The 13,579-nt window shown below is 69.7% G+C and carries 10 protein-coding genes; 8 read left to right on the top strand and 2 right to left on the bottom strand.

Features of this window, described 5'->3' with window-relative positions; genetic code table 11:
• Both O3Q52_RS34745 and O3Q52_RS34740 read left to right on the top strand, forming a co-directional pair.
• A partial coding sequence (locus O3Q52_RS34745) for a response regulator transcription factor (RefSeq protein ID WP_269652623.1) occupies positions 1–341 on the top strand: 341 nt, incomplete at its 5' end.
• Between the two features lie 109 nt (positions 342–450).
• A complete protein-coding gene (locus O3Q52_RS34740; RefSeq protein ID WP_269652622.1) occupies positions 451–771 on the top strand; it encodes a DUF6191 domain-containing protein in 321 nt (106 codons plus the stop codon).
• A gap of 21 nt (positions 772–792) precedes the next feature.
• Here the strand turns inward: O3Q52_RS34740 and O3Q52_RS34735 are convergent, their stop codons facing one another.
• Both O3Q52_RS34735 and O3Q52_RS34730 read right to left on the bottom strand, forming a co-directional pair.
• Positions 793–1,998 (bottom strand): sorbosone dehydrogenase family protein, encoded by a 1,206-nt coding sequence (locus tag O3Q52_RS34735; RefSeq protein WP_269652621.1) that lies wholly within the window; start codon positions 1,996–1,998, stop codon positions 793–795.
• A 214-nt stretch (positions 1,999–2,212) separates the two neighbouring features.
• Positions 2,213–3,220: an aldo/keto reductase gene (locus O3Q52_RS34730; RefSeq protein WP_269652620.1), complete on the bottom strand. Its 1,008-nt coding sequence runs from the start codon at positions 3,218–3,220 to the stop codon at positions 2,213–2,215.
• A gap of 75 nt (positions 3,221–3,295) precedes the next feature.
• Here O3Q52_RS34730 and O3Q52_RS34725 point away from each other — a divergent pair, with 75 nt between their 5' ends.
• The 6 genes from O3Q52_RS34725 to serA all read left to right on the top strand — a co-directional run bounded on the left by O3Q52_RS34725 (position 3,296) and on the right by serA (position 13,378).
• Entirely contained in the window at positions 3,296–4,237 is a 942-nt protein-coding gene (locus O3Q52_RS34725) for a 2-hydroxyacid dehydrogenase (RefSeq protein WP_269652619.1), read from the top strand.
• 232 nt (positions 4,238–4,469) lie between these two features.
• Positions 4,470–7,601 (top strand): bifunctional diguanylate cyclase/phosphodiesterase, encoded by a 3,132-nt coding sequence (locus tag O3Q52_RS34720; protein WP_269652618.1) that lies wholly within the window; start codon positions 4,470–4,472, stop codon positions 7,599–7,601.
• Between the two features lie 239 nt (positions 7,602–7,840).
• Positions 7,841–9,697 carry an acetolactate synthase large subunit gene (locus tag O3Q52_RS34715; protein WP_055615063.1) on the top strand — a complete coding sequence of 619 codons (1,857 nt, stop codon included), beginning with the start codon at positions 7,841–7,843 and terminating at the stop codon, positions 9,695–9,697.
• A 25-nt stretch (positions 9,698–9,722) separates the two neighbouring features.
• Positions 9,723–10,250, top strand: a complete 528-nt coding sequence (gene ilvN / locus O3Q52_RS34710; RefSeq protein WP_269652617.1) for an acetolactate synthase small subunit — start codon at positions 9,723–9,725, stop codon at positions 10,248–10,250.
• Between the two features lie 123 nt (positions 10,251–10,373).
• Positions 10,374–11,375 (top strand): ketol-acid reductoisomerase, encoded by a 1,002-nt coding sequence (gene ilvC, locus O3Q52_RS34705; protein ID WP_269652616.1) that lies wholly within the window; start codon positions 10,374–10,376, stop codon positions 11,373–11,375.
• 413 nt (positions 11,376–11,788) lie between these two features.
• Complete coding sequence (gene serA, locus O3Q52_RS34700) at positions 11,789–13,378, top strand: phosphoglycerate dehydrogenase (RefSeq protein ID WP_269652615.1); 1,590 nt, start codon at positions 11,789–11,791, stop codon at positions 13,376–13,378.
• Positions 13,379–13,579 lie beyond the last annotated feature (201 nt).

Here is a 13,579-nt window from a genome sequence, read left to right as displayed (position 1 = left end):
ACCTCGGCGCGCGCCCGCTCGCCGATGCCGTCGCCCTGCTAGCCCAGCGCGCCCGCCTCACCCTCGCCCGCGCCTCCGAGCGGTCCGCCCCCGCTCCCGCCGACCCGGTCGAGGCACTCGGTCTGACCAGCCGCGAGCGCGACGTCCTCCGCCTGGTCGCCGCAGGCCGCAGCAACCGCCAGATCGCCGAGGAGCTCTTCATCTCCCCGAAGACGGCCAGCGTCCACGTCTCCAACATCCTCGCCAAGCTCAACGTCTCCGGCCGCGGCGAGGCCGCCGCGCTCGCGCACCGGATGCGGCTGTTCCCACCACACCAGGCCGGCGCCCGGACGGCCGGGTGAGATCCACGCGCACAGGGGTACGCAGACGGACCCACCCCGTGGGACGCACCCAGTGGGATCCACGCGGTGAGGTCTACGCTGTAAGAGACCCCGGGTCGAGGGAGGCACCGTGTTCAACATGATCGAGGAGCTCTTCGCACCAGGCCGCAAGCACACCGACGAGGAACGCAAGCGGCTGGAACTGACCCGCGTCGACCTGAACGACGGGGACCCCGGACGAGGCCCGATAGACCTCGCCTCCGGCAAGGTGGTCGTCCGCCTGCCGACGCAGCCCGAGGCGGAGGCCGCAGCCGAGCCGGATCCGACCCCGACCCCGACCTCGACCCCGGACCGGACTCCGGCTAGGGAGCAGGCCCCGGCTACGGCCCCGGCCCCAGCTCAGGCCTCGGTTCCGGACCAGGCCCCGGGCCCCGGGAAAGTTCCCGAATAGACGCCCCTGCCTTCGGGCGTCCTACGTGACCTCCAGCTCCAGAATCTTGTCGTCGCCCGACTCCGGGGTCCCCCGGCCGTCCGTCTCGCTCGTCATCAGCCACAGCTTGTTGCCGCCCGCCGAGACCACCGTGCGCAGGCGGCCGTAGTCGCCCTCCAGGAAGGCCTGGGGGTCCGCCGACTCCTCCGTGCCGTTGAGCGGGATGCGCCACAGCCGCTTGCCGCGCAGCCCCGCCATCCAGATCGAGCCCTCCGCGTAGGCGATACCGCTGGGGGAGGCCTCGTCGGTGCTCCACTGGTCGATCGGGTTGTGGTACTTGGAGTCGTCGGACTGGCCCTCCGCCTCCGGCCAGCCGTAGTTGTCGCCCGGCTTGATGTGGTTCAGCTCGTCCCAGGTGTCCTGGCCGAACTCGGAGGCGAACAGCCGCTGCTTGGAGTCCCAGGCGAGGCCCTGCACATTGCGGTGGCCGTACGAATAGACCGGCGAGTTGAACGGGTTGCCCGGCGCCGGCTCGCCCTCCGGGGTCAGCCGGAGGATCTTGCCGCCGGTGGACTTCTTGTCCTGGGCGAGCTCGGTGACGTAGGTCTCGCCCGTGCCCACGTACAGCATCTTGTCCGGGCCGAAGGCGATCCGGCCGCCGTTGTGGTTGGTGCCCTTGGGGATGCCCCTGAACACCGTGTCGGGCGCGCCCAGCTGCTGGCCGGCCGGCTTCTTCGCGTCGTACAGCATGCGCACGATGCGGTTGTCCGAGTCCGAGGTGAAGTACGCGTAGACCATGTGGTCCGACGCGTACGAAGGAGAGAGGGCAAGGCCCATCAGGCCGCCCTCGCCGGCGGGGGCCACTCCGGGCACGGAGCCCAGCTCGGTCTTCTTGCCGGTCTTCTCGTCGACCCGGGTGATCGTCCCCTCGTCCCGCGAGGACACCAGGAGGCCGCCCTCGGGCAGCGGCGCCAGGCCCCAGGGGCTCTTCAGGCCCTCGGTGACGGTCCGCACGACCTTCACGGAGCCCTTGGCGGGCGGGGTCTCCTCAGCCGTCTGCCCGGAGGACGGGGCCGAGGCGCCGGGCTCCGAGCTGCCCGGAGACGTGCTCCCGCCGCCGCCCGACTCCTCCCCGTCCCCCGAGGAGCACCCGGCCGTCACCAGGAGCGTGGCCGCGGCCAACATGGCCGTCACAGCTCGACGTTGCACGATCAGGATCCCTTCGACGCGGCAGGTTCTACTTTTCATACACCGCGAGTGCTCCGCAGGTTCCCACTTGGACGGATCACGGTGTCTTCCCGGCTGGGGGTCCGGGGGTCGTCCCCCGGGAAACGCAGTCGCCGCTCGCGCCTCATGGGTTCCCGATCACCGAACCCCGAAGCGACGAACTCCGAAACGCCGGGCCCGCGCGAACCGTGCCATTGGGTCCCAAGAGCCCCGATCGGTGCCGGGCGGGACCCTCTCAGTCCCAGGATCCCCGGGCCGAAGGCAGTCCCGCCACCTCCGCGAGATCCTCCGTCGTCAGACGGAGTCCGGCCGCCCCCGCGTTCTCCGCGGCCCAGCACTCCCGCTTGGTCCCCGGCACCGGCACCACGTGCCGCCCCCGCCCGAGCACCCACGCGAGCGCCACCTGCGCGGGAGTGACGTCCGCACCCTGCGCCGAGTGCCGGGCGGCTATACGCCGCAGACCCGCGACGATCGGCTGGTTCGCGGCCATCATCTCGGCGGTGAAGCGGGGGTGCCGGGCCCGTACGTCGTCGGGTTCGAAGCCCTCGCCGGGGGTGAGCGTCCCGGTCAGGAAGCCGTTGCCGAGCGGCATCGCCGCCAGGAAGCCGACGCCGCGCGCCTCGCACCACGGCAGCAGACCCTCCAGCGCCTCCGGCGACCACACGGACAGCTCGGCCTCCACCGTGCTCACCGGGAAGACCTGCTGCACCCGCTCCAGCTGGCGGATCGTTCCGTCGTGCAGCCGGGCTCCCGAACGGCGATGGGAACGCGCACCCACCGCGCACAGCCCGAGCGCCCTCACCTTGCCGGCCGAGACGAGCTCGGCCATCGCGCCCCACGTCTCCTCGACCGGTATCTCCGGGTCGGCGCGGTGCAGCTGGTACAGGTCTATGACGTCCGTCTGGAGGCGGCGCAAAGAGGCGTCGCACGCCCGCTTCACATAGCCGGGGCGGCCGTTGGCCACGATGTGCTGTTCGCCCACCAGGAGACCGACCTTGGTCGACACGAAGGCCTCGGAACGCCGCTCCTTCAGTGCCCGGCCCACCAACAGCTCATTGGTGAACGGCCCGTACATGTCGGCGGTGTCCAGGAGCGTCGCGCCCCGGTCGAGGGCCGCGTGCACGGTCCGCAGCGACTCGTCGCCCCGCTGCCGCGAACCCGAGTACGCCCAGCTCATCGGCATGCACCCGAGGCCGACAGCCCCCACCTCGAGCGCCGCCGCCCCGATCGTCCTGCGCTCCACCTGGCCGTGCCCTCCCTTTCCTGGCACCCCAAACTAACCTCTGCGTCCCCAGGTGCTTCGCATAGCCTCCTGACCATGACGTACGAAGTGTGGCTTCCGTTTCACGCAGACGACCTCGACGGTCTCCCCGACGGCCCCAACTACCGCTTCTGGAACGGTGAGCAGGACTTTCCCGCCGATCCCGCCGACTGCTCCTTCTATGTCGTGCCCTACATGAAGGGCAGCGACGTCTCGGTGCGCCCCCTGGCCGAAATGACATCCGTCCAGGTCGTGCAGACCCTGTCCGCCGGCATCGACCACGTACAGCCGGGCCTGCAACTGCTCCCCGAGGGCGTGAAGTTGTGCAACGCGCGCGGGGTGCACGACGCGAGCACCGCCGAACTCACCCTCACCCTGATCCTCTCCTCGCTGCGAGGCATCCCCGACTTCGTCCGTGGGCAGGGCAGCGAGGAGTGGCGGTCCGGATTCCGGCCCGCGCTCGCGGACAAGTCCGTACTGATCGTCGGCTACGGAGCGGTCGGTTCGGCCATCGAGGACCGGCTCGTTCCCTTCGAGCTCGCGCGGGTGGCGCGCGTCGCGCGCTCCGCACGCGAGACGGCGCGCGGTCCCGTGCATCCGATCACCGCCCTGCCCGAACTACTCCCGGAGGCCGATGTGGTGGTGCTCATCACGCCCCTCACCGAGCAGACGAAGGGCCTGGCAGGGGCCGAGTTCCTGGCCCGGATGAAGGACGGCGCCCTGCTCGTGAACGTCTCCCGCGGCGGAGTCGTCGACACCAAGGCGCTCCTCGCCGAGCTGGAGAGCGGCCGGATCACGGCCGCCCTGGATGTCACCGATCCCGAGCCGCTGCCCCCGGGGCACCCCTTGTGGCATGCGCCGGGCGTTCTCATCAGCCCCCACGTGGGCGGCCCGACCTCCGCGTTCTTCCCGCGCGCCAAGCAGCTCCTGGGCGACCAGTTGAACCGATTTGTGAACCGGGAGCCGCTGCGGAACGTGGTCCTTACGACGGGCTCCTAGTCCTCCTCCACCCTCGGCCGCACCCGGGCGGGGACTCCGCCGGGCACCCTCCGCAGTCTTCCGAATGCGGGCCGTGCCCGTATTCCCGCTGGTCGTCACGGAGCGTAGAGAGACTATGTCCCTGAGTGACGAGACTGGTGTATCGTCCCGACAGGGGCTGCGCCGTGCACCGTTCGGCGCCGGGGAGCGACAGACAGCAAGAGCGAGGGGGGCGACGGGCGATGCACGGTCTATGGACCAACGATCCGACGCGGCGGGGCCGCCGACGACGACCCTGGCGCGTACCGACGCACAGACGCGGTCACAGCGGCCATCACCACCGAAGGCCCGGCGGTCGCAGGAGGCACGCACATCCGGCACGCCGGGACCAGAGGGACTCGGGGGCGGCACGGTCCGGAGAGACACAGTGAGCTCCCCGGCGGCGCTGCCAACCCGTCGTCCGGTCCCCGGGGGCGGAACGAGTGTCGTACCGCAACTCGTGCTGGCCCTGGTGTGCGCGGGATACGCCGTCGGTTCCGCGCTCGGCTGGGGATCACCACGACTCGCCCTGATCATGGGCGACTTCGGGCTGAGTGCGGCGGCCGCCACCGCGGCCGTCTCCTGCTTCCTCTGCGCCCGTACCCGTCGCAGCCGCTTTCGACCAGCATGGCTGCTCTTCGCGCTCTCCTCCGCCATGGCGGCGGCGGGCAACCTCGTCTGGGGCTGGTACGAGGTCGTACTGGAAGCCCCGGTGCCCAACCCGAGCTACGCCGACCTGTTCTTCCTGTGCTTCGCGCCACCGGCCATCGTGGGACTGCTCGTGCTCGCCAAACGGCCGGTGAGCAAGGCCGGCTGGGTCTGTCTGGGCCTGGACGCCTGGCTGATCGGCGGCTCGCTGCTCACGCTCTCCTGGAGCCTCGCGCTCGCCCAGGCGGCGAAGGCGGGGGGTCCGAGCGTCCCGCACACCGCGCTGTCGCTCGCGTATCCGCTGCTGGACATCGCCCTGGTGAGCATGGTGCTCGCACTGCACTTCAGGCGCTCGGCGGTGAACCGCTCCGCGGTGAACACCGCGATCGGCGCCCTGGCCCTGACGGTCATGTGCGACGCCCTGTTCACCTCACCGCTGATGCACAACGACTACCGCTCCGGGCAACTGCTCGACGCGGGCTGGTTCGCCGGATCACTACTGCTCGCGTACGCCCCCTGGGTGGGGCAACAACGCGGACACACGGAAGAAGAGGGGCACACGCGCGTGGTGTACGGCTACGTGCCCGGGCCCCAACAGGGACAAGCGGCACACGTGCCCCTCCAGGAAGGAGGTCACAGTCGGTATCCGGCCAGCCGGCCCATCAGCAGTTCACTGGCGGCACTCACTCCCTACCTGGCCGCCGCCGTCTGCACACTGGGCATCCTCTACAACGTGCTCAACGGCCGCAGCGTCGACCGCGTGGTGCTCGTCACCGGCGGCACGGTCGTGCTCGCCCTCGTCGTGCGCCAGGGCATCATGCTCATCGACAACATCACCCTCACCCAGGAACTGGCGCAGAAGGAGAACCACTTCCGCTCCCTGGTGCAGGGCTCCAGCGACGTCATCATGATCGCCGCCCCGAACGGCATCCTCCGGTACGTCAGCCCGGCCGCGGCCGGCGTCTACGGACGGCCCGCCGAGGAACTCGTCGGCTCCGAGCTCGCGTCGCTGATCCACCCGGAGGACCTGGGCTGCGTGGTGCACGAGGTGCGCCGCTTCCTCGCCGCCAGCCCCGGCGAGGAACCCACCACCCGCATCGAGTGCCGCTTCAAGTTCGGCGACGACGGGTGGCTCAACGTCGAGTCGACCGTCAACCGCCACCACGGCGGCCTCATCTTCAACAGTCGTGACGTGACCGAACGGGTCCGCCTCCAGGCACAGCTGCAGCACAACGCCGAGCACGACCCGCTCACCGACCTGCCCAACCGCGCCCTGTTCACCAAGCGCGTCGGACAGGCGCTTTCCGGCCGCCGTTCCTCCGACCGCGGCACCGCGGTCCTCTTCATCGACCTCGACGGCTTCAAGGCCGTCAACGACACCATCGGACACCAGGCCGGCGACGAACTGCTCGTCCAGGCCGCCCGCAGACTCCAGGACGCCGTCCGGCAGAGCGACACCGCCTCCCGCCTCGGCGGCGACGAGTTCGCCGCTCTGATCGTCGGTGACGGCGGCCGCGACCGCACCGCGCGCGAGCGCCAGATCTTCGAACTCGCCGACCGGCTGCGCGTGACCCTCTCGCAGCCGTACACCATCGACGGCAACGATGTCCGGGTCGCCGCCTCCATCGGTGTCGCCTTCTCCGAACCCGGCCTCGGCGCGGGCGAACTGCTGCGCAACGCCGACCTCGCGATGTACCGCGCGAAGGCCGCGGGCAAGGGCCGCGTCGAGCTGTACGCGCCACAGATGCAGCAGGACGTCGTACGGAAGGCGCAGCTGGCCACCCGGCTGCGGGCCGCCCTGCACGACGGCGAGTTCGCGCTGCTGCACCAGCCCGTGGTGTCCCTCGACACCGGCCGGATCACGGCGGTCGCGGCCCAGGCACGCTGGCGCTCGGCCCAGGGCGTGCTGTTCACCCCCGCCGAGTTCCTGCGCGTCGCCGAGGACAGCGACCGCACCGCCGAGCTGGGCCGCTGGATGCTGGAGGAGGCCGTCGAACAGGCCGCCGAGCGCGCCGCCACGGGGCTCGCCGTGCCCGTCGCCGTCCGGATGACCGCCCGCCGGCTCCTCGACCGGTCCATGCCCATGGGCTCCGTCGAGGCCCTGCTGACCCGGCACGGCCTGCCGTCCGGTGCCCTGGTCATCGAACTGGCCGAAACCGATCCCAAGATCTCCCTCGACGAGCTGGAGCGCCGCCTCAACGCATTGAGGCGGCTGGGCGTCCGGATCGCTCTGGACGGCTTCGGCAACGGCTACGCCACGATCACCGCACTGCGCCGCCTCCCCGTCGACGTACTGAAACTGGACCGCGGTCTGGTGGAGGGCGTCGTCGAGTCCGCCCGGCTCCACAAGATCACCAGTGGGCTGCTGCGTATCGCGAACGACCTGGGCCTGCAGACCGTGGCCGCCGGAGTGGACCTGCCCGAGCAGGTCATCGCCCTGCGCTCGATGGGCTGCACCCACGGACAGGGCAACGCGTTCTCCGGACCGCTGGACGAGTACCGACTGCGCCGCGCCCTCGCGGCCGGCGCCTACCCCGTGCCCCACGGCCCCGTCGAACCGATCTTCGTGGGAGGTGGCAGCAGCGGTGTCTACGCAGGTGGGAGTACGAGTGCGTACGTGGCCGGGGTGTCCTCGGCCGCGTACGGAACCGGTACGGCCCTCCGCTCACATGATGAGACTCCCGTCCCACCCACTTGACACGCACTGCGTGCCGGGGGGAGGGTCTGTGCCATGCGCACCCGAATTCTCGTACTTGGAAAGCGCGTCGGCTGAGCTGGGAAGCACCGGATCGATGACCCGGAACTCCCAGCGACCGCACCCGGCGCGCTCCCCTCGCTTGCCTCACGGCACGAGGGGTTTTTTGTTGCACAGGCGCAGGCCGAGCAGTAACTGAACACCGCACAAACCTCGCAAAAACCCTCAGCATCGAGAAGAGAATGCCGATGACCGAGCAGGCCACCGGGGCCCACCACCCGCAGCCGCGGCCCCGTTCCGGAGGACAGCAGTCCGCCCCCGAGCAGGTGACGGGAGCGCAGTCCCTCATCCGTTCTCTCGAGGAGGTCGGGGCCGAGACGGTATTCGGCATTCCCGGCGGTGCGATCCTTCCGGCCTACGACCCGCTGATGGACTCCCGGCGGGTGCGCCACGTGCTCGTCCGCCACGAGCAGGGCGCGGGCCACGCGGCCACCGGCTACGCGCAGGCCACCGGCAAGGTCGGCGTCTGCATGGCGACCAGCGGCCCCGGCGCCACCAACCTGGTGACGCCGATCGCCGACGCGCACATGGACTCGGTGCCGCTCGTGGCGATCACCGGCCAGGTCGCGTCCAAGGCGATCGGTACGGACGCCTTCCAGGAGGCGGACATCGTCGGCATCACGATGCCGATCACCAAGCACAACTTCCTCGTCACCAAGGCCGAGGACATCCCGCGGACGATCGCGGAGGCCTTCCACATCGCCTCCACCGGCCGCCCGGGCCCCGTCCTCGTCGACATCGCCAAGGACGCACTCCAGGCGCGCACCACCTTCCAGTGGCCGCCCGCCCAGGACCTGCCCGGCTACCGCCCGGTGACCAAGCCGCACGCCAAGCAGATCCGCGAGGCCGCCCGGCTGATCACCCAGGCCAAGCGGCCCGTCCTGTACGTCGGCGGCGGCGTCCTCAAAGCCGGTGCCACCGCCGAGTTGAAGGTCCTCGCAGAACTCACCGGAGCGCCCGTCACCACCACACTGATGGCGCTCGGCGCATTCCCCGACAGTCACGAGCTGCACGTGGGAATGCCGGGCATGCACGGTGCGGTCACCGCCGTCACCGCGCTGCAGAAGGCCGACCTGATCGTCGCCCTCGGAGCCCGCTTCGACGACCGCGTCACCGGCAAGCTGGACAGCTTCGCCCCGTACGCGAAGATCGTCCACGCCGACATCGACCCGGCCGAGATCGGCAAGAACCGTGCCGCCGACGTGCCGATCGTCGGCGACGCCCGCGAGGTCCTCGCCGACCTGGTGCAGGCGGTGCAGAAGGAGCACAGCGAGGGTCACCGGGGCGACTACACCGCCTGGTGGAAGGACCTCAACCGCTGGCGCGAGACGTACCCCCTGGGCTACGACCAGCCGGACAACGGCTCGCTCTCGCCCCAGCAGGTCATCGAGCGCGTCGGACAGCTCGCCCCCGAGGGCACGATCTTCGCGGCGGGCGTCGGCCAGCACCAGATGTGGGCCGCGCACTACATCCAGTACGAGAAGCCCGCGACCTGGCTGAACTCGGGCGGCGCCGGGACGATGGGGTACGCGGTTCCGGCCGCGATGGGTGCCAAGGCCGGCGCCCCGGACCGTACGGTCTGGGCGATCGACGGCGACGGCTGCTTCCAGATGACCAATCAGGAGCTCACCACCTGCGCCCTGAACAACATCCCGATCAAGGTCGCCATCATCAACAACGGCGCCCTCGGGATGGTCCGCCAGTGGCAGACCCTCTTCTACAACCAGCGGTACTCCAACACCGTGCTGCACTCCGGCCCCGAGGCGGACGGAAAGCAGCCGAGCGCCGGCACCCGCGTCCCCGACTTCGTGAAGCTGTCGGAGGCCATGGGCTGCTACGCGATCCGCTGCGAGTCCCCGGACGACCTCGACAAGTGCATCGAAGAGGCGAACTCGATCAACGACCGTCCCGTCGTGATCGACTTCATCGTCCACGAGGACGCCATGGTGTGGCCGATGGTCGCCGCCGGCACCTCCAACGACGAGGTCATGTTCGCCCGGGACGTCCGCCCCGACTTCGGCGACAACGAAGACGACTGAGAGCCGTAGGTAAAGGAAGCAGACCATGTCCAAGCACACGCTCTCCGTCCTGGTGGAGAACAAGCCCGGTGTCCTCGCCCGGATCACCGCCCTGTTCTCCCGGCGCGGCTTCAACATCGACTCGCTCGCCGTCGGCGTCACCGAGCACCCCGACATCTCGCGCATCACGATCGTGGTGAACGTGATCGAGGCACTGCCGCTCGAACAGGTCACCAAGCAGCTCAACAAGCTCGTCAACGTCCTGAAGATCGTCGAGCTGGAGCCGGCCGCGGCCGTTCAGCGCGAACTCGTTCTGGTGAAGGTGCGCGCCGACAACGAGACGCGCTCCCAGATCGTCGAGATCGTCCAGCTGTTCCGCGCCAAGACCGTGGACGTCTCCCCGGAGGCCGTCACCATCGAGGCCACCGGCGGCAGCGAGAAGCTGGAGGCCATGCTCAAGATGCTGGAGCCGTTCGGCATCAAGGAACTCGTCCAGTCCGGCACGATCGCCATCGGCCGCGGCGCCCGGTCGATCACCGACCGTTCGCTGCGCGCTCTCGACCGATCCGCGTAGGACTCGTGCGCGAAGTCGCATACGCGAAGTCGTACGCGCCCGTATTCCGAGACCCCGAAACTTCCTTTTCCCCTCCCGCCGTACGGTGGGACGCAACACCCAGCACACATAGGAGAGAACCCAGTGGCCGAGCTGTTCTACGACGACGACGCCGACCTGTCCATCATCCAGGGCCGCAAGGTCGCGGTCATCGGCTACGGCAGCCAGGGCCACGCCCACGCGCTGTCGCTCCGTGACTCGGGTGTCGACGTCCGGGTCGGTCTGCACGAGGGCTCCAAGTCCAAGGCGAAGGCCGAGGAGCAGGGCCTGCGCGTGGTGACCCCGTCGGAGGCCGCGGCCGAGGCCGACGTCATCATGATCCTCGTCCCGGACCCGATCCAGGCCCAGGTGTACGAGGAGTCCATCAAGGACAACCTCAACGACGGCGACGCGCTGTTCTTCGGCCACGGCCTGAACATCCGCTTCGGCTTCATCAAGCCCCCGGCCGGCATCGACGTCTGCATGGTCGCCCCGAAGGGCCCGGGCCACCTGGTCCGCCGCCAGTACGAGGAGGGCCGCGGCGTTCCGTGTATCGCGGCCGTCGAGCAGGACGCGACCGGCAACGGTTTCCCGCTGGCGCTCTCGTACGCCAAGGGCATCGGTGGCACGCGTGCGGGCGTCATCAAGACGACCTTCACCGAGGAGACCGAGACCGACCTGTTCGGTGAGCAGGCCGTTCTCTGCGGTGGTACGGCCGCGCTGGTCAAGGCCGGTTTCGAGACGCTGACCGAGGCCGGTTACCAGCCGGAGATCGCGTACTTCGAGTGCCTCCACGAGCTGAAGCTGATCGTGGACCTCATGTACGAGGGCGGCCTGGAGAAGATGCGCTGGTCGGTCTCCGAGACCGCCGAGTGGGGCGACTACATCACCGGCCCCCGCATCATCACGGACGCCACCAAGGCCGAGATGAAGAAGGTCCTGGGCGAGATCCAGGACGGCACGTTCGCCCAGCAGTGGATGGACGAGTACCACGGCGGTCTGAAGAAGTACAACGAGTACAAGCAGCAGGACGCCGAGTCCCTGCTGGAGACCACCGGCAAGGAGCTGCGCAAGCTCATGTCGTGGGTCAACGACGACGACGCGTAAGCCGTGCGGACGGGGCCGTGGCAATCTGTCGCGGCCCCGTCGCCGAACCTCCGGTAACCCGCTTGTCCATGGTGTCCAGCCACGGATGAGTGATCCTTCCGTGGAGGCGTAAGACGACCTCCATTGCGGCACTAGACTGCTCCACTAAATACGCGTCGGGCCCACAGCGTCGTGCGTCTTCCACGCGGCAATCGCGACACCGAGGAGTTTCAGGCACGTCCCCACGCCGCCCGGTACGCACTCTCGCTGCACCGGCCAAAGGCCCAAGTAGCTCCGCTACGAGGACCTTCGCCCGGCACACCGAGAGCACGCACCGAACGACGCGGGAACGCACCCGGAACTCCCCGGCGCCGCTCCCTCCACCGCATGCGGCCGTCGGGACGGCCGTCCGCATTGGACCTGTGAGGACTCACGTGAGCTCGAAACCTGTCGTACTCATCGCTGAAGAGCTGTCGCCCGCGACCGTCGACGCCCTGGGCCCGGACTTCGAGATCCGGCACGCGAACGGCGCGGACCGCGCCGAACTGCTGCCCGCCATCGCCGACGTCGACGCGATCCTGATCCGTTCCGCGACGAAGGTCGATGCCGAGGCCATCGCCGCCGCGCGCAAGCTGAAGGTCGTCGCACGAGCCGGCGTCGGCCTGGACAACGTAGACGTCTCCGCCGCCACCAAGGCCGGCGTGATGGTCGTCAACGCCCCCACCTCGAACATCGTGACCGCCGCCGAGCTGGCCTGTGGTCTGCTCCTGGCCTCCGCGCGTCACATCCCGCAGGCCAACACCGCGCTCAAGAACGGTGAGTGGAAGCGCTCCAAGTACACCGGCGTCGAGCTCGCGGAGAAGACCCTCGGTGTCGTGGGTCTGGGCCGCATCGGCGCGCTCGTTGCCCAGCGCATGTCGGCCTTCGGCATGAAGGTCGTCGCCTACGACCCGTACGTACAGCCCGCGCGGGCCGCGCAGATGGGCGTCAAGGTCCTGTCGCTGGACGAGCTGCTCGAGGTCTCCGACTTCATCACCGTGCACCTGCCCAAGACGCCCGAGACCGTCGGTCTCATCGGCGACGAGGCGCTGCACAAGGTCAAGCCTTCGGTGCGGATCGTCAACGCCGCGCGCGGCGGGATCGTCGACGAGGCCGCGCTGTACTCCGCGCTCAAGGAGGGCCGCGTCGCCGGTGCCGGCCTCGACGTGTACGCGAAGGAGCCCTGCACGGACTCCCCGCTCTTCGAGCTCGACGAGGTCGTCTGCACCCCGCACCTCGGTGCCTCCACGGACGAGGCGCAGGAGAAGGCCGGTATCTCCGTCGCCCGCTCGGTGCGCCTCGCGCTCGCCGGCGAGCTGGTCCCGGACGCGGTGAACGTCCAGGGCGGCGTCATCGCCGAGGACGTCAAGCCGGGTCTGCCGCTCGCCGAGAAGCTCGGCCGCATCTTCACCGCCCTCGCGGGCGAGGTCGCGGTCCGCCTCGACGTCGAGGTGTACGGCGAGATCACCCAGCACGACGTCAAGGTGCTCGAACTCTCCGCGCTCAAGGGCGTGTTCGAGGACGTCGTCGACGAGACCGTGTCGTACGTGAACGCTCCGCTGTTCGCGCAGGAGCGTGGCGTCGAGGTGCGGCTGACCACGAGCTCGGAGTCCTCGGACCACCGGAACGTGGTGACCGTGCGCGGCACCCTCGGTGACGGCCAGGAGGTCTCGGTCTCCGGCACGCTCGCCGGCCCCAAGCACCACCAGAAGATCGTCGCGGTCGGCGAGTACGACGTGGATCTGGCGCTCGCCGACCACATGGTCGTCCTCAACTACACCGACCGTCCCGGTGTCGTCGGCACCCTCGGCCGGATCCTCGGCGAGGCGGGCATCAACATCGCGGGTATGCAGGTCGCCCGTGCGGACGTGGGTGGCGAGGCTCTGGCCGTGCTGACCGTGGACGACACGGTTCCGCAGACTGTGTTGACGGAGCTGGCTGAGGAGATCGGCGCCACTCAGGCTCGGTCGGTCAACCTCGTCTGAGGATGCCCGCCACTGGGGGCTGCCGCCCCCAGGCCCCCGCATCGCGCTGACGCGCTCGTCCTCAAACGCCGGACGGGCTGAGAGGCTTTTGGCTGCGGGTTGGGTGTGGCTGGGCTAAAAGATTGCGCAGTCCCCCGCGCCCCTGAATAGGGGCGTGCGGAACTGCCCAATCTTTTTGCGGGGGTTCGGGGGCGGAGCCCC

This window comes from Streptomyces sp. ActVer (assembly GCF_027270795.1).
GTDB classification, from domain to species: domain Bacteria; phylum Actinomycetota; class Actinomycetes; order Streptomycetales; family Streptomycetaceae; genus Streptomyces; species Streptomyces umbrinus_A.
This window is presented reverse-complemented; position numbering and strand designations above follow the sequence as displayed.